Consider the following 26,640-nt stretch of genomic DNA (forward strand, 5'->3'; position numbering starts at 1 on the left):
GCCTGATCCATGCATACCCGCAAACGCATTGAACTTATCATCGAGAAGATGGCCTACAAACGGGCTGGACGTATTTTCGAGAGTGTAAACGTCTCAGGCTACACGGTCATTCCTGCTCTGGCGGGATACGGCAACGGCAATAAATGGCAGCGCGATCAGGATATTTCGGGCAGCCGCGACATGGTGATGATCGTGTCGATTTGCGATGCTGAAACAGCGGAAAAAGCGCTGGAGCAAATGTCCAGCCTGTTGGGCGAACATGTGGGAGTCATCACGATAAGCGATGTGACGGTGATGCGGCCTGAGCGCTTCTAGGATCAGAGCCGTTCTACAGAATTTCCCAGCAATCGATTTTCACTTCGCTTTGCAGCCGCTCGCCGGTACCGATGGCTTGTAGTTTGTTGAGCCACTCGTATTTGCCCGCCGGAGCTTCGAAGATCATGGTTTCGCGAAAATAGTATTCGCTCGGATCGGTCGGTTCACCCTTAGCGATGCGCTCCAAAACCTCAGCTGGGCCGTGGCGCATGCCCAAACCCTTCATCAAAAAGATCACGCCATCGTCAGTCTGGAACGTGCAGCGCACTTCCAGTTCGGCCACGCCATCGGGGCGGATGAGTTGGCAATCCGCGCCACCGGGCAACACGGCGCCATTCAGCCGCTCTCCCTCAAAGGAACCACCAAGAATGGGTATGAACCGCCGGATTCCATAAGGCCCGTCGGGGGTCACGTGCGGTTCTCCCACGCTAACCTGAAACTTGAAGAGCGGGCGAATTTCCATGCAAAGCGTCTCGGTTAAGCGGAGTGACTGACTATTCAAGCAGCAAGCCACCGATCATTTCAATCCGCTTTTTTCGGCTTCTTTTTGGGTCTTGGGGAAGCGGTAGGTTTTGCTGCCGGGCTGGATTGCGCTGCCAATGCCAAGCGGGCCTTGGCCTTTTTATTCAGCTTCTTGCCGGGTTTGCCACCTGCCGGTTTGCCTGCAACTGGCTTGCCAACTGGCGGCCCTTTGCGATGTTCAGACTTTGGTTTGCGCTCATCAGGGAAAGGCGGGGCCGTCTCTGTGCTGCGCTCCTTTGCCTTAAACGGCTTTTTCGGCTTATCGGAACCATAAGCCTTTTTCGGGCGGGGCCGTTCGTCGCCGTTGTCAGAGTTACCCTTGTAAGGTTTTTTGAATTTCGGATTGGGTGCATAGGCTTCAAATTCAGGCTTGTTCTCCTGAATGGTCACCCGAACGTTTTTTTCCAACGTCATTTTTGGGCCAATAGATTGTACGAAGTCATCCATCTTTTCCGCGTCGAGTTCGATGTGGGTTTCGCCCTGCTGGATTTTGATGAATCCGATATCGCGCTTGGAGATATTGCCAGCGTTGCACAAAAGCGGAATGAGCCAGCGTGGCTCCGCGTTTTGCTTTCGGCCCACTGAAAGGGTCATCCAAACACTGTTTTCAAAGTCTTGCCGTTGCTTGGACTGGCCCTTGGCTGGGCCATCTTCAAACTTGCGCTTGGTCGGCGTGTTGACCGAAACGATCTCAATGTCTTCCGGCGCAGATTGTTCAGCACGGCGCTGGCGAAGAAAGGCGGTGGCAATCTGCTGTGGCGTGAACCGTTCCAGCAACCGCTCGGTGAATTCAAGCTCGCGTTCCCCGGCAGGATCGGTGAAAATCGTATCGGCCATCAAACGCTCTTCGTCGCGAAGGTTCACTTCGTCTGCAGAAGGCGGGTTGGCCCATGTAGCTTCCAGTTTGGCGAAGCGCAGCAAGCGTTCGGCCTTTGCGCGGGTCTTGTTTTCAGCCATCAAGACACTGACGCCCTTGCGCCCTGCCCTGCCCGTGCGACCAGAACGATGTAGCAGTGTTTCAGGATTTGACGGCAAGTCGGCGTGGATCACCAATTCCAGCTTTGGCAGGTCAATGCCGCGGGCAGCAACGTCTGTTGCAATGCACACGCTGGCGCGGCCATCGCGCAAAGACTGCAACGCCCGGGTACGCTCGTCCTGGCTCAATTCGCCGGACAGGGCGACAACTGCAAAGCCACGGTTGTTGAAGCGGGCGACCATGTGGTTGACCGTGGCGCGGGTGTTGCAAAACACCAGCGCGTTTTCAGCATCATAATAGCGCAGCACGTTGATGATGGCGTTCTCGCGTTCGCGCGGCGCGTTGACCAAAACACGATATTCAATATCGCCGTGCTGATCGCGCTCCTGCTGCGTGCTAACGCGAACTGCGTCACGCTGATAATTTTTTGCCAGCTTGATAATTGGCGCAGGAACGGTGGCCGAAAACAACAGCGTGCGTCGCTCCTCCGGCGTTTGTTCCAGAATGAATTCCAAATCATCACGAAAACCCAGATCGAGCATCTCGTCCGCTTCGTCCAGAACCACAGCACGCAGCGACTTGGGGTCAAACGCATGGCGCGAAATGTGGTCGCGCAGGCGGCCCGGTGTTCCCACCACGATATGCGCACCGCGCTGTAGATCACGGCGTTCGGCGCGAATGTCCATGCCGCCGATTGTGGAGACAATCACCGCGCCAGTTTTGGCGTAAAGCCAGTCCAGTTCGCGCTTCACCTGAAGGGCTAGTTCGCGGGTGGGTGCGACGACCAACGCCAAGGGTTGTGTGGGCTTGTCGAGGCGATCTTTGCCGTCAAGCAGCGTGGGCGCAATGGCCATACCGAAGGCAACCGTTTTGCCGGAGCCGGTCTGCGCAGACACCAACAAGTCGGCATCGCGCAAGGCGGGATCCAGAATGGCGGACTGGACGGGGGTCAATTGGGAATAACCGCGCTCGGTTATGGCTTTTGCCAGCGGCGGAGCGATGCCCAGCGCGGAAATGTCTGTTGGGCCGGTATCCGTGGATTCAATGTCCACGGGATCGGGGGCCACACTGTCTGTCATGTCGAATTCTTTCGGGTCGGTCGCGCGATCAACAATTGATGGGGAGCGTGGTGTCATGAATGTGACCCGCTCCGGCGCTGCGGGCAGGCTTACGGTGCCTTGGGCATAAAGGGAAGAGGTAGCAGGAGCAAAGTGGGCACCTGCGGTAAATGAAAAAGCCCGCAACTTTCGCTGCGGGCTTTTCCGGGTTTGTTAAACGTAGAAGAAAGCGCGAGGCTTAGCTTGCGTCTTCTTCGTTCTTTTTCAGGGCTGCGCCGAGGATGTCGCCGAGCGAAGCGCCGGAGTCGGATGAACCGAACTGCTTGACGGCTTCTTTTTCTTCGGCAATTTCCAACGCCTTGATCGACAGATTTACCTTGCGGTTTTTCTTGTCGAACACGATGACACGGGCGTCCAGCTTCTGGCCGACCGAGAAACGCTCCGGGCGCTGCTCGTCGCGGTCGCGGGAAAGATCGCCGCGGCGGATGAAGGCTTCAATGTCGGTATCGACAATCTTCACTTCCAAGCCACCGTCGATCACTTTCAGCACTTCGGCTGTAACGATCGAGTTCTTGCGGATTTCGCCGCTGTCGCCGCCGTCCATTGGATCAGTGCCGTCAAGCTGCTTGATGCCGAGCGAGATGCGCTCTTTGTCAACGTCAACGTCCAGCACCACGGCCTTGACCATGTCGCCTTTGTTGAAGTTCTCGATGGCTTCTTCGCCAGACATGTTCCAATCCAGATCGGAGAGGTGAACCATGCCATCAACATCGCCGTCGAGGCCGATGAACAGACCGAATTCGGTCTTGTTCTTCACTTCGCCTTCAACAACCGTTCCCTGCGGATACTGGTCAGCGAACGTATCCCACGGGTTGGAGAGGTTCTGTTTCAGGCCGAGCGAGATACGGCGCTTGGCAGGATCGACTTCCAGAATAACGACTTCGACTTCCTGAGAAGTGGAGACGATTTTGCCCGGATGAACGTTCTTTTTCGTCCATGACATTTCGGAAACGTGGATCAGACCTTCAATGCCCGGCTCCAGCTCCACGAATGCACCGTAATCGGTGATGTTCGTGATGCGGCCCGTGACTTTTGAATCGGTCGGATATTTCGCGCCGATTGCATCCCACGGATCGCTCTCAAGCTGCTTCATGCCGAGGGAGATACGGTGCGTATCCTGGTTCACGCGGATGATCTGAACTTTGACCGTTTCGCCAATCGACAGAATTTCTGTCGGATGGTTCACACGGCGCCATGCCATATCGGTCACGTGCAGCAAGCCGTCGATGCCGCCGAGGTCCACGAACGCACCGTAATCGGTGATGTTCTTGACCACGCCTTCGACGATCTGACCCTCTTCGAGGTTCTGGACGATCTCGCTGCGCTGTTCCGCGCGGCTCTCTTCCAAGACTGTACGACGAGAAACGACGATGTTGCCGCGGCGGCGATCCATTTTCAAAATCTGGAAAGGCTGCGGTGTGTTCATCAGTGGAGTGACGTCGCGGATGGGACGGATGTCTACCTGCGAACGCGGCAGGAAGGCTGTTGCGCCATCCAGATCGACGGTGAAACCGCCTTTGACCTGGTTGAAGATAACGCCTTCGACTTTTTCTTCCGCTTCGAATTTCTTCTCGAGCTTGATCCAGCTCTCTTCGCGGCGGGCTTTGTCGCGCGAAAGCACGGCTTCGCCCATCATGTTTTCGACGCGTTCGAGGTAGACCTCGACCGTATCGCCAACCTTCAGGCCACCGTCTTTTGCGGCAGCGCCAAATTCTTTCAGTGCGACGCGGCCTTCAACTTTGAGGCCTGCATCAATGACGGCCATGTCTTTTTCAATGGCAGTCACAATTCCTTCAACAACGGTGCCTTCCTGGATGGAAACAGCTGCGAGGGATTCGTCTAGGAGGGCTTCGAAGTCCTCCATCGTGGGGTTCATATCAGACATTTATGCTCCAAATTGGCCACGCGCGGATTGTGTTTTAAAATGCGGGTGACCGGGCGCCGGGGTTTGTGTTTGAAAAAGCCTCAATCGATGCCGGGTTGTCCGGGTCGCGGACAGCCCTTGAAGTGATGGCGCAGTAAGCGTCGATCAGGCGGTTATTTTGAGCGGTTGGGAAGGCGCGGATAGACGCCCTTTGGTGCAACTTCTTGCTCTGGCTGGCCGACAACGCAAACTGCGATGACCAACGTGGCGGTTTCTTATGGGGTTTTGCCAAATTTGGCAAGAGAAAGTGGCTGTAAAGCGCGATACATGGCGCGCCATTGCTCAAGCCGCTGCGCGTGGTTTGCTGCTTGGTTGGCGCGGGGTGTAAAAGCGCGGTCAAAAGCTGGTTTTAGCGCCACTTCGGCAAGGGTGTGATTGCCCGTTGCAACCATAGCCAGACGCGCTGCGCCGAGGGCCGGGCCGGTTTCAGAACCAACGTAACGCTGGATTGTCACATCCATCGCGTCCGACATGGTTTGCAACACGAAATTGCTGCGAGAACCGCCACCGATGGCGGCAACGGTAGAAATCGGGCTCCCTGCCTGTTCCAAGCATTCACGCGCATCGCAGAATGTGTAGGCAATCGCGTCTACCACACTGCGCATAGCGCTTCCGCCGTCTGTGCTCGGGGTAAGCCCATAGAAGCTGCCTCTGATGTTTGCATCATTGTGCGGCGTGCGTTCACCCGTGAGGTAGGGCAGGAAAAGCGGCGCATCGCTGGCCGCTTCTGCTTTCGTCAGCAGCGAGGCTATATCTTGGCTCAAAAAGTCTGCAAGCCATGACATTGGGCTTGCGCCGTTGAGCATGGCAGCCATTTGGAACCACCGATCTGGCACGCAATGGGCGTAGCAATGCACAGCCGTTTGAGGCGCGGGCTTGTATCTCTCGTTGGCAACGAAAAGCTGGCCGGATGTGCCGAGCGAAACAAAGGCATCACCTTCGTTGACCGCTCCAATGCCGAGCGCACCGGCAGCAGCGTCCCCTCCGCCTGCGGCGACCGGGATGCCCGCTTTAAGAGCAAGGCTTTCAGCAGCGCTGGCGGACAAGCCACCCGTGATTTGCGTACCCTCGTGCAGCTTGGGAAGCCAAACAGGGTCGGTTGCGCTTGCTGCGCACAAACTATCATCCCACTGACGCAGCTTCTGGTTCAGCCAGAGGGTGCCGGCAGCGTCTGCCATGTCTGTTGCCATTTCCCCGGTCAGACATAGACCCACATAGTCTTTTGGCAGCAATATATGAGCGATGGCGTGATGGATTTCCGGCTCGTTTTGGGCGCACCACAATACTTTGGGTGCCGTGAAGCCGGGCATGGCGGTGATGCCTGCAGTCGTTTCGATATCACCCAAGGCGGCATTCATCTCGTCGCATTGCGGAGCGCTGCGGCCATCGTTCCACAATATCGCGGGGCGCAAGACTTTGTGATGTGCATTGAGCAATACCGCGCCGTGCATTTGCCCTGAAAGGCCAATGGCTTGAATGTCACCCCAGCGCGCACCCAAAAGTTGCGCCAGTTTGGAGCAGCAGATTTGAGTAGTCGCCCACCAGTCTTCCGGGCTCTGTTCGCTCCACCCCGCTTGCGGTTGTGATACCTTCAGCGGGGCATCACTGGTCGCAAGCACGGTTTGGTCTTTATCCACAACGAGCGCTTTGACCGCCGATGTACCTATGTCGATACCCAGATACATCCAGCGGTCCTTAAGCGTTGGGCTTGCGGTGCTGTTCGATGATCTGCATGGCAGCCTCGAAGGCAGCGTCGATGCTCATATCACTGGTGTCGATAGTGGTCGCGTCCTGAGCGGGTTTGAGCGGACTGTCGGCGCGTCCCATGTCTCTCGCATCCCGCGCTTCGATATCGGCCAGAATAGTCTCGAAACTCGCATCCGTGCCGCTCAAGTTTCCGCGCTCCTGAACTTCAGCCCAGCGGCGACGGGCCCGCACCTGCGGCGAAGCGATGACATAGAGCTTCACCTGAGCATCAGGACAAACGACCGTTCCGATATCTCGCCCGTCCAACACCGCCCCTGGCAACGCGTTGGCGAAAAGGCGCTGCTGCTCCACCAGAGTTGAGCGAACCAGCGACATAACTGCCACTTTGGACGCCGCCTCACCAATCTTGTGTTGAGCCAGCACGGATTTCTCCAGCGCTCCCAAGTCGATACGCTTGGCGGCGGCAACGGCAGTCGCCTCGTCGTCAAGCGGCTCACCCGCGCTTAATAGAGCATGGGCAACAGCTCGGTAGGTCAAACCGGTATCAAGATGGCGCAAGCCCAGAACTTGCGCGATGCGATGGGACAGCGTTCCTTTTCCGGACGCAGCGGGGCCGTCTATGGCAATGATGAAAGGCTCAGTCATTCCTTGCTGCTATCGCAACACAAGAGCAAACTCAATGAAATTAGTGCGGGTGATCGCGCCAGTCGACGTTGCCATTTCCGGCTGTCACATTGCTTTCATATTGGTGTCATCAAATTGCAACTACCGGGGTCCAATGGTGTCTTAGGGCATCCGTTGGCGATGCTAATGAAAGAGGAGTGCACACCATGATGGATCAAAATCACGTCCACCCTATCGACGATGAAATAAGTTTTGACGAGTATGACGAAATCATCAATCCAAAGTCTGAAGACAACGATTTTGATGCCGTTGTCGAACGTGCCATCTCGCGCCGTGGGTTCTTGTCAGGCGTCTTGGCGATGGGGTCGGTGGTCGCTGTTGCTGGTGCCACAACGGCCCTAACACCCCTTTCCGCGCAAGCCGCCACCCGGCGCTTTGGCTTTGAAGGCGTTGCCGCCAACACTATGGACGATATCACCGTGCCAAAGGGGTACAATGCGCAAGTCGTTTCGCGCTGGGGCGATGCGCTGTTTTCTGAAGCGCCCGATTTTGACGAAACCACGCGAGGCACCGGTGAAAGCCAAGCGCTTGCGGTGGGCGACAACAATGACGGCATGAGCATCTTCGCCGATGGCGACCGCAAGATCATGGTGTTGAACAACGAATACACCAACCGAAAGATCATCTGGGGCAACAATCCCGATGGCAAGGCGCTTACCGATGATGACGTCATCAAGGGCAAGAACGCTCACGGCTTGACAGTTGCTGAGGTGAAGGACATCGACGGCAAATGGCAGATCGTGAAAGACTCGCCAGTGAACCGCCGAGTCACGCCCGATACGCCGATGGAAATTACCGGCCCCGCGGCGGGACATGATCTTATGAAAACCGCTGCCGACCCCACTGGTACAAAAACGCTGGGAACATGGAACAATTGCGGCAACGGTGAAACGCCTTGGGGCACCTATCTGGCCTGTGAGGAAAATTTCAACGGCTATTTCTCCGCAGCCAATGAGGACCACAAAGTCTCCGACGAGCTGAAGCGCTACGGCGTTTCGGCCAAAGACTGGGGATATGGTTGGGCAAGGGTAGATGAGCGGTTTGACGTTTCCAAACACCCGAACGAACCCAACCGCGCAGGCTATGTGGTGGAGCTTGATCCGCGCGACCCAAATTCGACGCCAAAAAAACGCACCGCGCTCGGTCGCTTCAAGCACGAGAACGCGGAAGTTGTTGTCAACGCCGACGGGCGCATCGTGGTCTATATGGGCGACGATGAACGCGGAGAGTTTCTTTATAAATACGTCTCTGACGGCGTATATGCGGAAGGCGGCGATACCGACGACCTGCTGACGAACGGCACGCTCTATGCTGCGAAATTCGACGATACCGGAAGCGGGCGTTGGATGGCGCTAACGCCGGAAACGACCGGCATGGACAAGGCTGAAATCTGCATCCACACCCGTCAGGCCGCCTCAAAAGTCGGAGCGACGACGATGGATCGCCCGGAATGGGTCGCCGTCAATCCGTTGAAAGCGGAAGTGTATTGCGCACTCACCAACAACAAGAACCGCGGTATCAAACCCAATGCCGGTGGTGATCCTACACCAGTTGGCGGACCAAACCCGCGCGAAGCCAACAAATACGGTCAGATCGTTCGCTGGCGCCCGGCCGACGGCGATCACACAGTCGAAGAGTTCTCATGGGATCTTTTCGTGATGGCGGGCAATCCAACGGTTCACAGCGATGCCAATGCAGGCTCGGAAAACCTGAATGCTGGCAATATGTTCAACTCGCCCGATGGACTGATGTTTGACCAAAAAGGACTGTTGTGGATCCAGACCGACGGCAATTACTCCAACAAGGATGATTTTGCTGGAATGGGAAACAACCAGATGTTGGTGGGCGACCCGGCGACGGGCGAAATCCGCCGCTTCCTTGTGGGTCCGAATGAGGCCGAAATCACTGGCATGGCATGGTCGCCGGACCGCAAAACACTGTTTGTCGGCGTGCAGCATCCGGGCGAACGCGGTAATTCCCATTGGCCGAACGGTGGCGATACCGTTCCGCGTTCTGCAGTGGTCGCAATCCGTCGCGATGATGGTGCCGTTATTGGATAATGCCTACAAAATCGGTCGCCCGTAAGCCCCTATCGCGCGGCCCAAACTGGGGAGATCAGAAATGATCTCCCCTTTTTCTTGTCTGGCTCCCATCGCGTTCACCAATCTCCCACATGCCGCATGGAACTTCGAAGCTTTCCGGCCTATATGATCGGCAATAATGCAGTTCGAGTTTGCCGATATGACCTCTCCCAGCGATACAAACCGCGCCACAGCGCCGGAAGATATGAGCACAGCCTACGGCTTCACCCGTGTGGGCGAAGGCGAGAAGCAAGAGAAGGTGAACGACGTTTTCCATTCAGTCGCGCGTCGCTACGACATAATGAACGATCTGATGTCGATGGGCGTTCACCGAATTTGGAAAACGGCCATGGTGTCGAAGGTCAATCCACCAAAACGCCCCGGCTGGAAATCGCTGGATATGGCAGGCGGCACCGGCGACATCGCGTTCCGCATCATCGAGGCTTCCCACCGCAATGCGCACGTCACTGTCTCCGACATTAACAGTTCCATGTTGGCCGAGGGCGAAGAACGGGCACACAAGAACGGGCTGATCGACAATTGCGATTTTGTTGAAGCCAATGCGGAAGAATTGCCATTTGAGGACAATTCGTTCGACGCCTATACAATCGCTTTCGGCATCCGCAACGTACCGCGTATGGACCATGCATTGTCTGAGGCCTATCGCGTTTTGAAACCGGGCGGGCAGTTTCTGTGCCTTGAATTTTCGGAAGTGGATGTGCCGTTTCTAGAGCGCTTTTACGAAGAGTGGTCGTTTAGGGCTATTCCACCCATCGGCAAAATGGTCACCGGCGATGCGGAGAGCTATCAGTATCTGGTAGAATCGATCCGCAAATTCCCCAATCAAAAGCGGTTTGCGTCTTTCATTAGCGAGGCGGGTTTTTCACGCGTAGACTATCGCAACATGACGGGCGGAATTGCCGCTCTCCACACAGGCTGGAAAGTTTAAGCGTTTCATATGGCCGGTATTCGATCATGGTTTTCGCTGGCGCGCGCAGCATGGGTGCTGATGCGCGAAGGCGTGGTGACGGCCCTGCCGGAAGAAGGCGCACCGCCACCTGTGCGCTTGGCCAAATCCATCGCAAAGGTTGTGCGCAGAAGACGGGCAGTGGACGCGCCCCAAACCAAGATTCTCGCCAATGCACTCAACAGGCTGGGGCCAAGCTGGGTGAAGCTTGGACAGTTTCTCGCCACCCGTCCTGACATTGTGGGCGAGAGCATTTCACGCGATTTGGAAATGTTGCAAGACCGGATGGAGCCGTTCGACATCAAGTACGCCCGTCGCACGGTTGAGGCCACATTGAATCGCGATGTGGATACTCTGTTTGTCGATTTCGGCACGCCTGTTGCTGCCGCCTCCATTGCTCAAGTCCACAAAGCAAGGGTGCGGGATAAAGACGGCATTGAACGCGATGTGGCGATCAAGATTATCCGACCTGGTGTGCGCGAGCGCTTCAACTGGGATTTGGAAACATTCTACACCGCCGCCCATTTCATAACCCGTTGGTTCCCTGCCGCACGGCGGCTGATGCTTGTGCAGAGCGTCGATATTTTGGCTGAATCCGCCAAGCTGGAAATGGAATTGCGGGTCGAAGCTGCGGCTTTTTCGGAAATGGCTGACAACGTGAAAAACGACCCCGGATTTCGAGTGCCGGAAATCGACTGGGAGCGCACGGGGCGCGATTGCCTGACGATGGAATGGGTCGACGGTATCAAGATGAATAATATGGAGGCTTTGCGGGCGTCGGGCCACGACCTTGCAACTGTCGCCAACAATCTCAACCAGAGCTTTTTGCGCCATGCCATGCGCGACGGATTTTTCCATGCCGACATGCATCCCGGCAATCTGTTCCTCGCGCCCGACGGTGACATTGTGGCTGTGGATATGGGCATTGCGGGACGATTGAGCAAACCGGAGCGACGGTTCCTCGGGGAAATCCTCTACGGTTTTATTCAACGCGACTATCGCCGCGTGGCAGAAGTTCATTTCGAGGCTGGTTACGTGCCACGCGGCAAGGATGTGGATTCTTTCGCCCAAGCGCTGCGTGCCGTTGGTGAGCCGATCTATGGTCGTACCGCAGAAGATATTTCCATCTCGGCGCTGTTGGCGCTGTTGTTCGAAATCACTGAATTGTTCGAAATGCGCACGCAGCCGCAATTGATCTTGCTTCAAAAAACGATGGTTGTCGTCGAAGGCGTTGCTCGAAAGCTAGACCCGAATTTCAATATGTGGACTTCTGCTGGTCCCGTAGTTGTGCCCTATGTTACGCGTCTGATCGGCCCTCTTGGGCGGCTGGACGAGGCTCGAGACGGGTTCAAGGCCGTTGAGCAACTGGCGCGCCAAGCACCGATCTTTGCCAAGCGTGCGGAAGCACTTTCGCAGGAAATTGACGCCATGGCCGCCAATGGTGTGCGGCTGGACAAGCCCACAATCGAAGCCATCGGCAAAGCTGAAGCCCGCCACTCACGCTCCGGCCGTGTGGCACTTTGGGTGATTGCAGCAAGTCTAGCTGCTTTGGTTTGGAAACAGTTCGTGTAAAGCTGTCACCATGAAGCAGACACTCTCCCAGCGATCCATCCTTCTCGTCATCGGCGGCGGAATTGCTGCCTACAAGTGTCTCGACCTGATCCGTCGCCTTCGCGAGCGCGGGGCGGATGTGCGGGTGGTGATGAGCGAAGCGGCCCAACAATTCGTAACGCCGATGAGCGTTGGTGCAATTTCCGGTGGCACGGTTTTCACCGATATTTGGGACCGTGAGGCGGAGCAAGATATCGGCCATATCCGGCTGGCGCGCGAAGCTGATCTCATCATCGTTGCCCCTGCAACTGCCGATTTGATGGCGAAGATGGCGAACGGCTTGGCGAACGATCTGGCAACAGCTGTTCTGCTTGCCACCACCGCGCCTGTCTTGGTCGCGCCTGCGATGAACCCCGCCATGTGGGACAACCCAGCCACGCAACGCAATGTTGAAACACTTTCGCTCGATGGTAAGCACTTCGTCGGTCCGAATGAGGGCGAGATGGCCGAAAGTGGCGAAGCTGGCGCGGGTCGCATGGCAGAACCGATGGAAATTCTTCGCGCAGCAGAAGACTTGCTCGACAACACGCCCAAGCCACTGGCGGGCAAACGGGCTATCGTCACTTCTGGCCCAACGCGGGAAGATATCGACCCCGTGCGCTATATTTCCAACCATTCTTCCGGCAAACAGGGCCACGCAATCGCGGCGGCGCTGGCACAAGCGGGAGCCGAAGTTCTGTTGGTTTCTGGCCCGGTATCCATTCCCGATCCACACGATGTAACCGTGGTCAACGTCATCTGCGCAGTTGATATGCAGCAGGCCGTTGATCGCGCCCTGCCCGCGGACATTGCGGTTTTCGTGGCGGCGGTTGCGGACTGGCGGGTCGACAGCCAAGCGAGCGAGAAAATCAAGAAAGACAAAAGCGGAAAACCGCCCGCGCTTTCAATGATAGAGAACCCAGACATTCTAGCCGGTGTGGGCAACGGCAAAAAACGCCCTGCTCTCGTTGTCGGCTTTGCGGCTGAGACGGAAAATGTGGTTGATCACGCACGCGCCAAATTGGCGAAAAAGGGTGCGGACTGGATTGTTGCCAATGATGTATCGGAGGAGAACAATGTATTTGGCGGCGATGCCAATACAGTGCGGCTGATCTCGGCTCATGATGACGAGGCTTGGCCGAAAATGAGCAAAGAAGACGTCGCAGCAAAGCTCGTGGAGCGGATAGCCCAGCGCTTTGAGACAGTCTCCGTTTAGCGGGCAGCTTTGACACGTTGCATGGTGCATATCGCTGCGCCATAAACACTGCAAACACCGATAATCCTTGAGATCAACTCCATGAAATTTTCCGGCACCAAAGACTATGTTGCAGGCGAAGACCTAACCACCGCTGTCAACGCAGCCATTACGCTTGAGCGTCCGCTTTTGGTGAAAGGCGAGCCCGGCACTGGAAAGACCGAGCTTGCCTTACAAATCGCCTCTTCACTCGGTTTGCGAATGCTGGAATGGAACGTGAAATCCACCACGAAGGCCCAACAAGGGCTTTATGAATACGATGCAGTTTCGCGTCTGCGTGATTCTCAGCTTGGTGACAAAAAAGTTGAAGACATTCGCAACTACATCAAGAAGGGCAAGCTGTGGGAAGCGTTTGAAACCGATGAAAAGGTTGTGCTGCTGATCGACGAGATTGACAAAGCAGACATCGAATTTCCAAACGACCTGCTGCAAGAACTCGATAAAATGGAGTTCTATTGCTACGAGTTGGACGAGACGGTGAAGGCGAAAAACCGCCCTATCGTGATCATTACCTCAAACAACGAGAAAGAATTACCGGACGCTTTTCTGCGCCGCTGTTTTTTCCATTATATCTCGTTCCCGGAAGCCGATGTTCTGGAAAAAATTGTCGACGTCCACTATCCCGGCATCAAACAACGGTTGGTGCGCGAGGCGTTGACGCAGTTTTATGAAGTGCGCGAAACACCCGGCTTGAAGAAAAAACCTTCAACGTCGGAAGCGCTGGATTGGATACGGCTGCTGGTTGCGGACGATGTCGAGCCGGAAACGCTGCGCGAAAAAGCGACCAACGCCCTGCCAAAGCTACACGGAGCACTGCTGAAAAACGAGCAAGATGTGCACCTGTTCGAGCGCCTTGCCTTTATGGCGCGGCGGCAGGGCAGCTAGCGTTCGACACTAAAATTTAGTGGATGATACCGGCGACAATGGCGTTATAGGCCTTCGTCAAACGCTGGAAGTCAGCAACGCTGCCGCCTTGATCGGGATGGGCGCGCATTGCGAGTGTGCGGAAGCGATGCTTCAACTGCTCAGCATTGTAGCTCAATGTCGGATCTAACTGCATGATGCGGTAGTTTGCGGCCATTGCTTCAGCTTCGGCGCTTGCTACGAAAGCGTTCTGGGTCTGAGAAGCCCGCTCGCGGTTGGCAGCTTCCATCCGGTTGGTATGGGCTTGATCACGGCGAAAATCCGCTTCCTGATACAACATACCTTTGCGCACGAAACGAAGACCCATTTCGTGGCCACGGCGCCATGCAACCTGACAACGCGCAACCATATCGTCTGCGCGGCAAATCAGCATGAACGAATTCGGAAGGTCCGCCGGGCGGGCGACGGAAATACGGGCACCGCCCGTTGAAATATCACGGATCGTGCAATCCATTATATCGTTGTCACCATCGACACTGATCTTGGCAGAGCGAATGACCTCGCGACGCTCAGCGCGCTGCTTTGGCTCTTTCACCACTTTTGCATTGACCGCATTCAGCCCACGCGGGCGAACAGATGGCTTGAACATTTTCCCTGCCTGTAAGTGTTTCCCATATCCCTATCGGTTAAAGTAAAGAGAGTTTCTTTACATTAGATTGACGCAAGGAAACCGTAGGCGTGCAGGGGCATGGGCAGCCTCAATTCGTCTAACAGGGTTAGCGACGAGTTAATTCGAGCATCTGAAACAGCGATCAGGCGGCGGCTTTCCGCAGGCTTCCGACGATATCGTTGACCACAGTCTCAACCAACTTGCTGTCATCCCCCTCGGCCATGACGCGTATCAGCGGCTCCGTGCCTGATTTGCGGATGACAAGGCGGCCAGCGTTTGCCAATTGCGATTGGGCATCAGCAATAGCCTCTTTAACCGTGGATGTTTCGAGCGGGTCACCGCTGGAATACCGCACGTTTTTCAAAACCTGCGGCACGGGCTCAAAACGGCGGCAAACATCGCTAACCGGTTTGTCCCAGGTCTTGACCACGCACAGCAGTTGCAGTGCGGCGACAAGACCGTCGCCCGTCGTAGCATAGTCTGACAAAACGATGTGGCCAGACTGCTCACCACCAACATTCCAACCGTCTTTGCGCATACGTTCAACAACATAGCGGTCTCCCACTGGCGTGCGGGCGAGCGACAGTTTCTGGTCTTGCAAGAAACGCTCAAGACCGAGATTGGACATGATTGTTGCCACGATGCCCGGGCCTGAAAGACGTTCGCGCTCTTTCCAGTTTTGTGCGACGACGGCCATCAATTGATCGCCGTCCACCACATTAGACTTCTCGTCGACGATAATCACCCGATCAGCGTCGCCATCAAGCGCGATGCCAATATCGGCGCGAACTTCGTTCACCTTGCGGGCAAGATTTGCCGTATGGGTAGAGCCGCATTCGGCATTGATGTTCACGCCATTGGGCTGATTGCCAATTGTAACGACTTCAGCGCCAAGTTCCCAAAGGGCAGCTGGCGCGCATTTGTAAGCGGCACCATTGGCGCAATCAACAACCACGCGCAGGCCGTCTAAGGTCATTGCTCGCGGCAAGGTGCGTTTGGCGAACTCAATGTAACGCTCATCCGCGCCATCAACGCGGCTGGCGCGGCCGATTTTGTCGCTGTGCGCGAGACTGTCGGTCATATCAGCATCAATGAGCGCTTCGATTTTGCGTTCAATCTCGTCGGAAAGTTTGAAGCCATCTGGACCAAAAAGTTTGATTCCGTTGTCATGATAGGCGTTGTGAGAAGCGGAAATCATAACGCCAATATCTGCCCGCAACGAACGGGTGAGCATCGCAACAGCCGGGGTCGGCACAGGGCCAAGCTGGAAAACATCCATGCCTGCGGCTGTGAAACCGGCAACAAGAGCGTTTTCGATCATATAGCCGGAGAGCCTCGTATCCTTACCGATAACGACGCGGTGGCGATGGCTGCCACGCTTGAAGGTGAGGCCAGCTGCCATCGCCACCTTCATGGCGACTTCAGCAGTCATCGGTGACTTGTTCGCGTATCCCCGAATTCCATCGGTCCCGAAATATTTCCGATCACTCATACTATTGCCCATTTCCTTTGTGGCGATCCGCGCCAACATGCCGACAGAGTTTAGACGCAGAACTGGCTGCTTCCAGTCAATAAGCTAAGGGAGACTCCCCCAAAACTAACCATCGCGGTGTTTTTAGCGTTGTTCCCCGGCACAACAAATGCCCAACGGTTGGAGAACGTCTAACAGATATCGTTTACAGTCCGCTTCAAGAATTGTGACGAATTGTTTCAATTGCTGCTCGCAGCATTATGCGTTCCCGTTGTTAATAAACAAAAAACCCCGCCAAATCGACGGGGTTTTCGTGTTCTTGGTTAAATACGGGAGCGGGCCAAGCCTTACGTTGGCAAGGGCTCCATTCCACCGGCATCAGGGGCATCGCCTTTTTTGGGCTTGGACGAGCCGGACTTTGGCACTGCGCTACCACGCGAAGGCGGTGTGTCGTCGCCCAGATCGCGCGATGGTGGTTTTCCATCAAGCAGATCATCAATTTCGCTGCCAGACAGTGTCTCGTATTCAAGAAGACCCTGAGCCAATGTTTCGAGGTCTTTTTTGCGCTTGGTCAGGATGCGCTTGGCTTCCTTCCAGCCATCATCAACGAGACGACGCACTTCCTCGTCAATAATCTGGGCAGTTTCTTCCGACACATTCTTGGATTGCGCAACGGAGTGACCGAGGAAGACCTCTTGTTGGTTTTCACCGTAAGAGACCTTACCGAGCTTGTCGGAAAAACCCCACTGGGTCACCATTGCACGGGCCAAGCGGGTGGCTTGGTCGATATCCGACTGTGCGCCAGAAGTGACGTTCTTTTTGCCGAAGATCAGCTCTTCTGCAACCCGACCAGCCATCATAACGGCGAGGCGCGACGTCATTTCTTCAAACGACATGGAAATCTGGTCGCGTTCTGGCAGTTGCATCACCATGCCAAGCGCTCGGCCCCGTGGAATGATGGTTGCTTTGTGCACGGGATGCGAAGACGGCACCGTGATTGCGACCAGCGCGTGGCCGGCCTCATGGTAGGCTGTATTGCGCTTCTCTTCCTCAGACATGACCATCGTGCGGCGCTCTGCACCCATCATGACCTTGTCTTTGGCGTCTTCGAATTCAGCCGCCGTGACCAACCGTTTTTCGCGGCGGGCTGCAAGCAAAGCTGCTTCGTTAACGAGGTTCATCAAATCAGCGCCAGAGAAGCCGGGGGTGCCACGGGCAACAACCTTCAAATCAACATTCGGTGCGAGCGGCACGTTGCGAACGTGAACCTTCAAGATTGCTTCACGGCCAATGATATCCGGATTTGACACGACAACCTGACGGTCAAAACGACCGGGGCGCAACAGCGCGGGGTCAAGAACGTCGGGGCGGTTGGTGGCTGCAATCAAAATGATACCTTCGTTGGTTTCAAAGCCATCCATCTCAACAAGCAATTGGTTGAGCGTTTGCTCACGCTCATCATTGCCACCGCCAAGACCGGCACCGCGATGGCGGCCAACAGCATCAATTTCGTCAATGAAGATGATGCACGGGGCATTTTTCTTGGCTTGCTCAAACATATCGCGCACGCGGCTTGCGCCAACGCCGACGAACATCTCGACAAAATCAGAACCCGAAATTGTGAAGAACGGCACTTCTGCTTCGCCAGCAACGGCACGGGCGGTCAGTGTTTTGCCAGTTCCGGGAGGGCCGACGAGCAGGACGCCGTGAGGCATCTTACCACCAAGACGCTGAAACTTTTGCGGATCGCGCAGGAAGTCGACAATCTCCACCAAGTCTTCTTTGGCTTCGTCAACGCCGGCAACGTCTGCGAATGTCACACGGCCATGCGCTTCGGTCAGCAACTTCGCCTTCGATTTACCGAAGCCCATCGCTTTGCCTTGACCAGACTGCATCTGGCGCATGATGAAAATCCACACGCCAACGATCAGCAAAAGTGGCAACCAATTCAACAGCATGCCGGTAAAGGTCGTACGGCCATCGGTGCGGGGCGTTGCGGTGATCTCTACATTCTGATCTTGCAGTCGCTTGACCAGCTCAGGATCGTAAGGCGCGAAAGTGCGGAAGCCAGTGGCGGAATCAGAATATTCGCCGCTGATGCGCTCTCCTTGGATGGTGACCGATTTAACACGGCCTTTCTCAACCGCTTCGACAAACTGCGAATAGGCCACTTCGGTGGTCGCGCGTTGGTCAGAGGGCGACTGGAACATCTGGAAAAGGGCGATCAAAAGAACTGCGATCAGTCCCCAAAGAGCGATGTTTCTGAAATTATTGTTCATGCGAACTGTCCCAAAAGTTTAGCGGCGTAACAATCTACACCACCGTCCACGGTAAGATAGGAGCCAGAAGGGCCCGTGCCAAGCCGCGAGTGGCCTTCTGCGTCAATTCCTCCCGTTATGTTGAACGGGTTTGTCCAATTAGCTCGCTCAAAACGGCAAAAACTGGGTCATCGCTCGCGCCCCGGAAACGTTGGAAGGGAACTTTGGGCCAAACACTGCCCGTTCCCAAGTGCCTTGCCTCACGTTCAAATCGGGCTTTGCGCCCTGAAACCGTCACGAGAACCCGCGCCACAGTTTTGGCCATCCGCCCTTGAGAGACCGCGCAATCGACGCAATCGCCAAATTTTGACAGTGCCGGGCGGTGGTTGCTGCCACCCGCTGACATAATCAGCAGGGAGAAGGCTTCCCGCAGGAGGCGGCGGGGCATATCTGGTTCAACAGTCAATTCAAGCGAGCCGTCTTCCTTCAGTTGTGCGCAGCGGATCAAAACTTCTGCAACTCGTTCACTCAGCCACAGCCGATCCCGTTGTCCCAGTTCAGCCATTCGAGCGATCTTCTCGGCAAGATTGTCCGGCGAATGCCCTAAAGTGTGCCGGATACGGATGCGCTCTTGCATGATTTCACGGTTGGTCGGATCGTCGAGCCAGCCGATTCCTTCTGCCTGCAGAAAAGCCCGCAGGGCTGCACGGCGTTGGCCTATCAAAGGCCTCCAGATCGTCAACTCGTCGTAAGCCGTATGTTCAGACATTCCGGAAAGGCCTATTGTGCCGCTTTCAGTCCGGGAGCGCAGTGCGCGCATGAATACTGTTTCGGCCTGATCGTCTAGTGTGTGGCCGACTGCGATTGTCTTCACTCCGCATTTGCGGGCGTGATCGGCCAAAAGAGCGTAGCGGGCCAAGCGGGCGGATTCCCCGTTGCGGTTTCCCTTGGGACGCCAAGTCAGAGTTTCATGCGGGACGCCAAGATCAGCGCACCAGCGCGATACCTGTTTGGCCTCGTCTTTCGCGGTCGGGCGCAGGCCATGGTCTACGGTGGCGGCAAACAAGTCAGCAGGGGCGATTGTTTCACGCAACATGTGCAAAAGCGCGGTTGAGTCGCTACCGCCTGAAATGGCGACCAGAACTTTTCCGCTTGGCTTCAGGAGCACTTGGCGGCAGCCTGCTCTGCTTGCACGCGGTCTGCAAGGCGGTTCACGGCTTCAGGGTATTGCTTCAGAACTTCGCTATACGTCACGCAGGCAACCTCGCGCTGGTTCAAACCCGCAAGGGCCAGCCCAAGGCCGAGCAGATTTTCTGGCGCCGTTGAGGCATCGGGGTAAGCGTTGTGGGTGTCGAGATGGGTGTTTGCTGCTTCCAGATATTGACGCTGCCAGAAAAGCGCTTGTGCCAGTGTGTAAAGCGCCTCGCCCTCTTTGGGGTCTTTGGGCCATGCTTTTACGAAGGCACGCATGGCCTGCTCGGCGCGTTTGTAACGCTTGTTTTTCAAAGCAATGGTGCCCGCTTCAAAAACCGCGTTGGGCGTGGGGCCAAATTCTGCCGCTTCAACGCCGCCATCAACGCCGTCGCTGAACACGCCTGGCAATTTCTCGCCGGGGCTGGAGTGTTCAGGTCGACCGGCATCGATAACGTTGCCGTTGTCATCAAATGTGAGCGTACCCAGCGTTTTGGGAGCCTCGTCTTGTTTGACGGGAGGCGCGTCGCTAGTCTGCGGCGCAATCGCTATATTCTGGTTGGTGTCCTGCGGCTGAGTGCTCGCAGGCTCTTCAGGCTTTACGTCCGTGCTTTGCGCTGCGGACGTTTCAGACTTTCCCAGGCTGTCGTCTCCCGACTGAGCCACGTCTTTATCTGTGCTGCTCCCGGCATCACCTCGGCGTTCTTCCAGTTCTTGAAAGCGCAGTTCGTTATCTTGCTGCATACGGCGGAGTTCTTCCTGCAATTGCAGCAATTGGAATGTCAGTTCTTCGACTTTGCCGTTCAGGCCGCGGACCTGTTCTTCCAACTCATTCACCCGAAAGACCGCATCGCCGCTTTGCGCCAAAATAACGGGGGGCTGTGCAGCAACTTGACCGAGAGGCATGGCGGGACGCTTGAAGTCTGTGGCTTGAGAGGGTGCGCAAAACAGAGCGACGAGGGGCAAGGTGGTGGCAAGGCGAGCCACGGCATTGAAAAGGTTTCGGTTCATGTCTGGCGGGTCTCCGCGTTATTGGGCCGTTGTGAGATTGTGGAACCGCTCGGTTCCCGCATCTTCAATATCACACTGGAAAAGCCTGACCAAAATTTGTTGGCTTACAAAGCGAAACGGCTGCACGTCCTGATATTTGCAGGAAGATGCAGCCGCATTTGCTGTAGTGGAAACTGGAATTCAGATTTAAGAGCCGCTGCCACCGCCAAGAACGGTGACGGCACGGCGGTTTTGCGACCAGCACGAAATGTCATCGCATGTGGCGACCGGACGTTCTTTGCCGAAGGAAATGGTGCGCAACCGTGTGCGGGGCACACCGCGGGCAACCAGATAGTCGCGTGTTGCCGCCGCGCGGCGGGCACCGAGTGCGATGTTGTATTCGCGGGTGCCGCGTTCGTCAGCGTGGCCTTCGATGGTTATGCGGTACTGGGCGTATTGGTTTAGCCACGTCGCTTGTTTGTCGAGCGTTTGGCGAGCCTCTGCGGTGAGCGCACTTGAATCGGTCTGAAAGAGGACGCGATCACCCACATTGACTGTGAAGTCTTGCGTCGAGCCGGGCGTAGCAGCGCCAGCACTGTTGCTGCTGTTAAGGCCAAGCTGCGCCGAATTGTTCGGCAACGTTTGTTTCTTGGTGCAGCCGGCGACGGCGGCAAGCGCAACTAGGGTGGCGATTGTAGCGGCGCGCGTGGCGTTGGCTGTTTGAAGTGTCAGGCGCATTGCCCGTCTCCTTCTCGATGGTGTCGATTGGGCGCTGACGCAAATTCCTTTTTCGGGACAATTGCAAACAACGCGGTGATCTTTTGATAACCAATATTCCGTTAAGGGCGGCTCAAGAAACTGGGTAAATGAAGCCTTAACGCAGGGGTTTGATGATGATTACATGCCGAAAATTGCGGACTGCACGTCCAAACAGGGAAAATGGGGCCACATCGCGGCGAAATTGTCGCGCTGCCCTACTTTTTGCGCTTGGCAACCGCTTCAGACAAAACGCACAACATCTCGAACATCATCGAAACGCCAACCCATGCTGTGTTTCCCGATGGGTCGAATGGCGGTGAAACTTCCACCAGATCACAGCCAACGAGATTAAGCCCGCGCATTTCGCGCACGCAATATTGCGCGGTGAAGGTATCCGGCCCACCGATTTCCGGCGTTCCGGTTCCTGGAGCAAAGGCCGGATCAATGAAATCAATATCGAATGAGCAATAGGTCGGCTCGCTGCCCACAATCTCACGCGCCTGCGCCATGACATCAGCAGGTCCGCGGGCTTTAAATTCTTCAATGGTGATGATGGTAACGCCGACGGAACGGCCAAACTCGATATCCTCGCCGTCATACATCGTGCCGCGTATGCCAATTTGAACGACGCGTTTTGGGTCTAACAAGCCTTCTTCAATGGCGCGACGGAATGGGGTGCCGTGGGTGTAGCGTGTGCCGCCAAAATATTCGTTGTAAAGGTCTGTGTGCGCATCAAAGTGAACCATGCCCAACGGAGCGTCTTTAGCCAAACCCCGCAGGATGGGCAGGGAAATCAGATGGTCGCCACCAGCGGTAAAGGGCGTGATACCCCTACCGTGCAAATCGGAATAGTGAGCGGTGACCCGGTCTAACGTCGCCATCAGATCAGCCGGGTTTGGCGCAACGTCTCCCAGATCGGCACAATTGACGAGTTCATACGGATTGATGTGCGAGACAGGATGAACGGCTCGGATCATGGTGGACAGATCGCGCAACTGACGGGGGCCATGGCGTGCGCCGGGGCGGTTGGTTGTTCCACCATCCCAAGGAACGCCCACGAAGCCAATATCAACGGCGTCGTATAAAGTATCGGTCGGCGTCAGATGTGGCAGCCGCATAAAAGTAGGGACACCTGCGAAGCGCGGTAGGTCGAAGCCGGAAATGGGCTGAAAATCGGGATGGGCCATTGCTACGGTCTCGGCTTGGGTTTCGCTCAAAACTTAACTCACAATTCGGCTAGCTGTCTCGCTCCATCGCGCAGCAAATCGAGATGTTGCAGCAAACCATCGCGGTCAAGCCGTTGTGTGGGGCCATGAAATGCGAGAGCAGCAATAAAACGGCCAGACGCATCAGTCACTGGCACCGCAAGTGCGATCATCCCATCGAACAGTTCTTCGTTGTCGATGGCATAGCCCTGCTTCTCGATTTGTTCCAATTCGGCAGCAAGGCTCGCCGTGCTCATATGGGTGTTTATGGTGCGCGGTTCGAAACGAATGGTTTTGAGCGTCCGCTCGCGGTCTTTGCCGCTCAGGCTTGCGAGATAGCACTTGCCACTCGCAGTGCAATAGAACGGCACACGGGAACCGATGGGCAGTTCGATTCGAAACAGCCAGTCCGTTTCAATACGGTCTAGATAGGTCATGCCATCTGGTTCGGGCACGACGAAGTTGATCGTTTCCTTGATCGTCTCCGCCAAGGTTAGCAAAACCTGCCGCCGCGCCGTTGCTGTCTGCCGCGATGCGAGAAGCCCTTGTGCGAGCCTGGATGTGCGCGGTGCAGGCGAGAGGCGGTTTCCCGAGACATCGCGGATGAGGAAGCCTTCGGCCACCATGGTCTGGCACAAACGATGAATGGATTGTTTCGGCAGTCCGATAGCTCGGTTGATCTCGGTCGGTGACAACGGCTCATTCGATTGAGACACGGCCTCCAAGATCAAAAGCGTTCGCAAATTCGTGGGAACCCTCAGTGCGTCACTCATTCTTGCCTGCCTTTTGCCCGTTCATCCACAACACCACCTTGAAAGCCGAAATTGCGACATTCTGTCTTGCACAAATAAGGCTGGCGTGGTTCACTCTTATTGAGACCAAAAGTCTCATTTTTTGCAAATGGCAAGTCAAGATCACTTTTTGCCTAACTACAGAAAATGAGACCCTGGGCGACTTTTCCGGGGAGGAAAAAGTGCCCGTTATCGCGCTCTTTGCGCCGACCCTGCCTTGGGAGAGTTTGAGAGGGGCAGGATCGGCAGGGTTGCGATAACGGGTGCAAACTCTTCCTAAAGATTGTCATCAAAACGGCTTTCGGGAGTGTGCGTGGAGTTTGATTTTGTCATTGTAGGAGCAGGTTCTGCCGGTTGCGCTGTTGCAGCGCGGCTGTCTGAGAACGGCAAATACACGGTGGCGCTGGTTGAGGCCGGCGAAAAAGACCGCTCGCCTTGGATCCACATCCCGATCGGCTATTTCAAAACCATGGGCAATCCCAAAGTCGATTGGGCCTATAAAACCGAACCTGACCCCGGCCTGAACGGGCGTTCGCTCAACTGGCCTCGCGGCAAAGTTTTGGGCGGTTCAAGCTCGATCAACGGCCTGCTCTATGTGCGTGGCCAAGCGCAGGATTATGACAATTGGCGCCAGATGGGCAACGAAGGTTGGGGCTGGGATGACGTGTTGCCGTGTTTCCGCAGGGCGGAGACATGGGAGGGGGGCGAAAGCGCGGTCCGTGGGGGCTCGGGCCCGCTTTCCGTCTCCAAAACACGCCTGTCACGCCGCCCGATTGATGCGTTCATCGAAGCGGCCCAACAAGCGGGTTATCCTTACAACGACGACTATAATGGCGAGAACCAGGAAGGTGTCGGCTACTTCCAGATGACGGCCAAGGACGGGCGGCGATGCTCTGCCGCTCAAGCGTATCTGAAACCCGCGCGGGGCCGCGAAAATCTGACAATTCTCACAGGTCTCATCACCAAAGAAGTGCTGATTGAGAATGACCGCGCCGTCGGCATTGTCGCCCGCGGCGGCGATGGTGATCAGATTGTTCGGGCGCGGCGCGAGGTGATCTTGTCTGCCGGAGCGATTGGTTCGCCGCAAATTCTCATGCTTTCCGGCATTGGGCCAGCAGACAATCTGTTGGCCAATGGCATTTCGGTCAAGAAGGCATTGAAGGGCGTGGGGCAAAACCTGCAAGACCACTTGCAAGCGCGGCCCGTGTTCAAATGCCGGTCTTCAACCATCAACACCGAAACCAATTCGCTGTGGAAGCAGGCGCTGATCGGAATTGAATATGCGCTCAAGCGCACAGGGCCGATGACGATGGCCGCAAGCCTCGGAACGGGATATCTCAAAACCCGCGCGGAACTCGAAACACCCGACATTCAGTTTCACCTGCAGCCGTTCTCGACGGACAAGGTTGGCACAGGCACACACCCGTTCAACGCGTTTACTGCGTCAGTATTGCAGATGCGGCCGGAAAGCGCCGGTCATTTGGAACTGCGCTCAAACCGCATCGATGACCATCCGGTCATTCACCCAAATTATCTTTCCACGCCGCTTGACCAACAAACCATCGTGGAGGGCATTCGCGTTGCACGGCGCATCGCGCGGTTCTCGCCAGCGAAAGAAGAGATCATCGAAGAATACGCACCGGGGGCGGCGGTCGATGATGAAGACTACGACGCGCTGCTCGATTGGGCGCGCAACACGTCGACGACAATCTATCATCCCACCGGAACCTGCAAAATGGGCAAGGACGACCGTGCAGTGGTTGATCCACGCTTGCGGGTTCACGGGGTGGACGGGCTGCGGGTGGCTGATTGCTCTATCATGCCGGTGATCGTTTCAGGAAACACCAATGCGCCTGCTATGATGATCGGTGAGCGGGTGAGTGACTTCATTTTGGAGGACGCTGCCTGACGCGAATACAGGTTTCAAGCTGATGAAGCCGGCGCGGGAGGCGCCGTTGATTTGGCTCAAAATGCACCGCAGCGGAGAAAAGCTGCGGGTCATAAACCGGCGGAAGATCGTTCGATCAGCCGTCAGAAAATGCGGTGAACGCGCATCGGCCCCGATCCTTCGGCGGGGCGTCCGGTGCCATCGCATCCGTCGGAGGAAAGAACGAACTCAGGGAGGAATACCATGTCTGTTCTTGCAAAATTCGGCAAAACTCTTGCCGCAACCGCTGTCGCAGCAACCGTTGCCACGGCGGCTTACGCAGCGCCGGTCAATATTCGCGTTCAATCGGTGATTTCAGCTTCTGCTGACGAAGTCGTCATGCTGCAAAACTTCGCAGAAGATGTGCTGGCGCTGACCAAAGACGACCCGGTGACCATCGAAGTGCTGCCAGCCGGTGCGGTTGTTGCCAACAGCGGCGTGCTTGATGCCGTCGACAAAGGCTTGGTCGAAGGCGGCTTCGCCTGGACGCACTACTGGTCGGGCAAACACCCCGCAGCGGCCCTGTTCGGCTCCCCACCTGCAGGTGGCGGTATCGGCATGGACAACCTCGCGTTCCTGTCATGGTTCCAGTTCGCTGGCGGCAAGGAGCTTTATGACCAGCTCTGGACAGAAATGGGCGTGAACGTGAAAGGCTTCATGTTGCAGCCGGTTGGCCCGGAAGCGTTGGGTTGGTTCAAAGAGCCGATCACGTCTATGGCCGATTTCCGCAAATACCGTTTCCGCACGCCTCCCGGCATTCCCGGTCAGGCTTATAAGGATATCGGTGTAGCCTCGGTTGCTATGGGCGGCGGAGACATTCTGCCGGCTCTCGAAAAAGGCACAATTGATGCTGCTGAATGGTGCTGCCCGAAGCCTGACTCGGTGTTTGGCTTCCAGAAAGTCCTGAAACACTACTACCTTCAGGGCCTGCACCAGGTGGTCGTGAATGCTGATATGTACATCAACGGCGATGTCTATAACGCCATGACGGACCATCAGAAAAAGGCGCTGGAAGTTGCGGCGAACGCTTCGCTTTCCAAAGCTATGTCTTACCGCATCTATGAAAACGGCAAGGCGCTGAAAAAGCTCGTGGAAGAAGATGGCGTCATCCTGCATGACACGCCAGCCGACTACTTCCCAGCTTACATGAACGCCGCCAAGGCGTTGCTGGAAAAGAACGCGGATGAAAACGCCTTCTTCAAAACTGTCTATGACAGCCAGAAAGCATTCGCGGAAGTTGCGGTGCCGTTCTGGGCCGGTGCGCAAGCGTCTAACGCGGCGCTGGGCAAGGCCTATGCCGACAGCCTGAAGAAGTAAGACAAAGCGATTGCGGCGGGGTTGTTCAAACAGCCCCGCCCTTTCCCCATTCGCAATG

The 26,640-nt window shown here is 56.0% G+C and carries 21 protein-coding genes; 8 read left to right on the forward strand and 13 right to left on the reverse strand.

Features of this window, described 5'->3' with window-relative positions; translation table 11 throughout:
• The first annotated feature begins 9 nt into the window (after positions 1 to 9).
• On the forward strand, positions 10 to 315 hold the full coding sequence (locus ACFQ14_RS13075; protein WP_377213201.1) for a DUF190 domain-containing protein: 306 nt from the start codon (positions 10 to 12) through the stop codon (positions 313 to 315).
• 13 nt (positions 316 to 328) lie between these two features.
• On the opposite strand, the gene ACFQ14_RS13080 is transcribed toward ACFQ14_RS13075, so the two are convergent.
• The 5 genes from ACFQ14_RS13080 to cmk all read right to left on the reverse strand — a co-directional run bounded on the left by ACFQ14_RS13080 (position 329) and on the right by cmk (position 7,207).
• Positions 329 to 778: a DUF3237 domain-containing protein gene (locus tag ACFQ14_RS13080; RefSeq protein WP_377213202.1), complete on the reverse strand. Its 450-nt coding sequence runs from the start codon at positions 776 to 778 to the stop codon at positions 329 to 331.
• Positions 779 to 837: 59 nt separating this feature from the next.
• Positions 838 to 2,949 carry a DEAD/DEAH box helicase gene (locus tag ACFQ14_RS13085; RefSeq protein ID WP_377213203.1) on the reverse strand — a complete coding sequence of 704 codons (2,112 nt, stop codon included), beginning with the start codon at positions 2,947 to 2,949 and terminating at the stop codon, positions 838 to 840.
• Between the two features lie 160 nt (positions 2,950 to 3,109).
• On the reverse strand, positions 3,110 to 4,816 hold the full coding sequence (rpsA, locus tag ACFQ14_RS13090) for a 30S ribosomal protein S1 (protein ID WP_377213204.1): 1,707 nt from the start codon (positions 4,814 to 4,816) through the stop codon (positions 3,110 to 3,112).
• 254 nt (positions 4,817 to 5,070) lie between these two features.
• Entirely contained in the window at positions 5,071 to 6,540 is a 1,470-nt protein-coding gene (gene xylB / locus ACFQ14_RS13095) for a xylulokinase (RefSeq protein ID WP_377213205.1), read from the reverse strand.
• A 10-nt stretch (positions 6,541 to 6,550) separates the two neighbouring features.
• Positions 6,551 to 7,207: a (d)CMP kinase gene (gene cmk / locus ACFQ14_RS13100; RefSeq protein WP_377213206.1), complete on the reverse strand. Its 657-nt coding sequence runs from the start codon at positions 7,205 to 7,207 to the stop codon at positions 6,551 to 6,553.
• A 185-nt stretch (positions 7,208 to 7,392) separates the two neighbouring features.
• Here cmk and ACFQ14_RS13105 point away from each other — a divergent pair, with 185 nt between their 5' ends.
• The 5 genes from ACFQ14_RS13105 (at position 7,393) to ACFQ14_RS13125 (ending at position 14,024) form a co-directional block, all read left to right on the forward strand.
• Complete coding sequence (locus ACFQ14_RS13105; protein WP_377213207.1) at positions 7,393 to 9,306, forward strand: PhoX family protein; 1,914 nt, start codon at positions 7,393 to 7,395, stop codon at positions 9,304 to 9,306.
• Positions 9,307 to 9,487: 181 nt separating this feature from the next.
• Positions 9,488 to 10,276 (forward strand): bifunctional demethylmenaquinone methyltransferase/2-methoxy-6-polyprenyl-1,4-benzoquinol methylase UbiE, encoded by a 789-nt coding sequence (gene ubiE, locus ACFQ14_RS13110; protein ID WP_377213288.1) that lies wholly within the window; start codon positions 9,488 to 9,490, stop codon positions 10,274 to 10,276.
• Between the two features lie 9 nt (positions 10,277 to 10,285).
• A complete protein-coding gene (gene ubiB / locus ACFQ14_RS13115) occupies positions 10,286 to 11,866 on the forward strand; it encodes a 2-polyprenylphenol 6-hydroxylase (protein ID WP_377213208.1) in 1,581 nt (526 codons plus the stop codon).
• Positions 11,867 to 11,876: 10 nt separating this feature from the next.
• The gene (coaBC, locus tag ACFQ14_RS13120) at positions 11,877 to 13,100 is read left to right on the forward strand and encodes a bifunctional phosphopantothenoylcysteine decarboxylase/phosphopantothenate--cysteine ligase CoaBC (RefSeq protein WP_377213209.1); all 1,224 of its coding nucleotides are present in this window, start codon (positions 11,877 to 11,879) and stop codon (positions 13,098 to 13,100) included.
• 81 nt (positions 13,101 to 13,181) lie between these two features.
• Positions 13,182 to 14,024, forward strand: coding sequence for an AAA family ATPase (locus tag ACFQ14_RS13125; protein ID WP_377213210.1), 843 nt, complete (start codon positions 13,182 to 13,184; stop codon positions 14,022 to 14,024).
• A gap of 16 nt (positions 14,025 to 14,040) precedes the next feature.
• Here ACFQ14_RS13125 and ACFQ14_RS13130 read toward each other — a convergent pair whose 3' ends face one another.
• The 8 genes from ACFQ14_RS13130 to ACFQ14_RS13165 form a co-directional block, all read right to left on the reverse strand.
• On the reverse strand, positions 14,041 to 14,652 hold the full coding sequence (locus ACFQ14_RS13130; RefSeq protein WP_377213211.1) for a PilZ domain-containing protein: 612 nt from the start codon (positions 14,650 to 14,652) through the stop codon (positions 14,041 to 14,043).
• Positions 14,653 to 14,815: 163 nt separating this feature from the next.
• Positions 14,816 to 16,165, reverse strand: a complete 1,350-nt coding sequence (gene glmM, locus ACFQ14_RS13135; protein WP_377213212.1) for a phosphoglucosamine mutase — start codon at positions 16,163 to 16,165, stop codon at positions 14,816 to 14,818.
• A gap of 326 nt (positions 16,166 to 16,491) precedes the next feature.
• The gene (ftsH, locus tag ACFQ14_RS13140; RefSeq protein ID WP_377213213.1) at positions 16,492 to 18,423 is read right to left on the reverse strand and encodes an ATP-dependent zinc metalloprotease FtsH; all 1,932 of its coding nucleotides are present in this window, start codon (positions 18,421 to 18,423) and stop codon (positions 16,492 to 16,494) included.
• A gap of 115 nt (positions 18,424 to 18,538) precedes the next feature.
• The gene (gene tilS, locus ACFQ14_RS13145; RefSeq protein WP_377213214.1) at positions 18,539 to 19,570 is read right to left on the reverse strand and encodes a tRNA lysidine(34) synthetase TilS; all 1,032 of its coding nucleotides are present in this window, start codon (positions 19,568 to 19,570) and stop codon (positions 18,539 to 18,541) included.
• Positions 19,561 to 20,604 (reverse strand): tol-pal system protein YbgF, encoded by a 1,044-nt coding sequence (gene ybgF / locus ACFQ14_RS13150; RefSeq protein WP_377213215.1) that lies wholly within the window; start codon positions 20,602 to 20,604, stop codon positions 19,561 to 19,563. The genes tilS and ybgF overlap by 10 nt, the downstream gene beginning before the upstream one ends.
• A gap of 186 nt (positions 20,605 to 20,790) precedes the next feature.
• Complete coding sequence (gene pal / locus ACFQ14_RS13155) at positions 20,791 to 21,321, reverse strand: peptidoglycan-associated lipoprotein Pal (RefSeq protein WP_377213216.1); 531 nt, start codon at positions 21,319 to 21,321, stop codon at positions 20,791 to 20,793.
• Positions 21,322 to 21,557: 236 nt separating this feature from the next.
• Positions 21,558 to 22,529: an agmatinase gene (locus ACFQ14_RS13160; RefSeq protein ID WP_377213289.1), complete on the reverse strand. Its 972-nt coding sequence runs from the start codon at positions 22,527 to 22,529 to the stop codon at positions 21,558 to 21,560.
• Positions 22,530 to 22,567: 38 nt separating this feature from the next.
• Entirely contained in the window at positions 22,568 to 23,320 is a 753-nt protein-coding gene (locus ACFQ14_RS13165; protein WP_377213217.1) for an IclR family transcriptional regulator, read from the reverse strand.
• A 331-nt stretch (positions 23,321 to 23,651) separates the two neighbouring features.
• Here ACFQ14_RS13165 and ACFQ14_RS13170 point away from each other — a divergent pair, with 331 nt between their 5' ends.
• Both ACFQ14_RS13170 and ACFQ14_RS13175 read left to right on the forward strand, forming a co-directional pair.
• Positions 23,652 to 25,247 carry a GMC family oxidoreductase gene (locus ACFQ14_RS13170; protein WP_377213218.1) on the forward strand — a complete coding sequence of 532 codons (1,596 nt, stop codon included), beginning with the start codon at positions 23,652 to 23,654 and terminating at the stop codon, positions 25,245 to 25,247.
• 222 nt (positions 25,248 to 25,469) lie between these two features.
• On the forward strand, positions 25,470 to 26,582 hold the full coding sequence (locus tag ACFQ14_RS13175) for a TRAP transporter substrate-binding protein (RefSeq protein ID WP_377213219.1): 1,113 nt from the start codon (positions 25,470 to 25,472) through the stop codon (positions 26,580 to 26,582).
• The last annotated feature ends 58 nt before the right edge of the window (positions 26,583 to 26,640 follow it).

It is taken from the genome of Pseudahrensia aquimaris, assembly GCF_042676045.1.
In the GTDB taxonomy this organism is placed as follows: Bacteria; Pseudomonadota; Alphaproteobacteria; order Rhizobiales; family Rhizobiaceae; genus Pseudahrensia; species Pseudahrensia aquimaris.